This is a genomic window from Wolbachia endosymbiont of Drosophila baimaii (genome assembly GCF_028982185.1).
Lineage (GTDB): Bacteria > Pseudomonadota > Alphaproteobacteria > Rickettsiales > Anaplasmataceae > Wolbachia > Wolbachia pipientis.
On sequence record NZ_JAPQLE010000204.1, the window covers coordinates 1 to 500 of the forward strand.

A 500-nucleotide genomic window follows, 5' to 3' on the forward strand; every position below is an offset into this window, starting at 1 on the left:
ATCATAACTATATGCTGCTGGCATTCAACCTCCTTATCATCATCTATCCTTATCCTATCACATCCGGACTTTTATGGAAAGAGCTATAACCGGTGAAGGTGGTGACTTTATTATTGTGGATGATCCGCTTAACCCTGCTCAAGCTTTGAGTGAAACATTTAGAAAACGTGCCACAAACTGGTTCGATCAGACTTTAGTAACGAGACTCAACGATAGAAAAAAAGGAGTAATTGTGCTTGTGATGCATAGGCTCCACCTGGAAGACTTAACTGGGCACCTCTTATCCAAGCCAAAAAACATATGGCATCACATTTGTTTGCCAATGATTTCTGAAAATAAGGAGGTTATTTATTCAATTAATAACCATACTGGTGTCATTCCAACCCCCCCTCCTGTCATCCCAGTGCCCAGACACTGGGATGGCTTTGTTGCATCGCTAGCTATGATGGATTAAAGATAAAAAAGGTGGAGAATATCATTAGCTTATTATTCTGGTATTT

The 500-nt window shown here is 40.0% G+C and carries 1 pseudogene; it reads left to right on the forward strand.

The annotated features are described in order from the left end of the window. Window positions 1-85: 85 nt before the first annotated feature. Window positions 86-406: pseudogene (locus OZD66_RS05870) on the forward strand (hypothetical protein); the annotation flags it as partial. Window positions 407-500 lie beyond the last annotated feature (94 nt).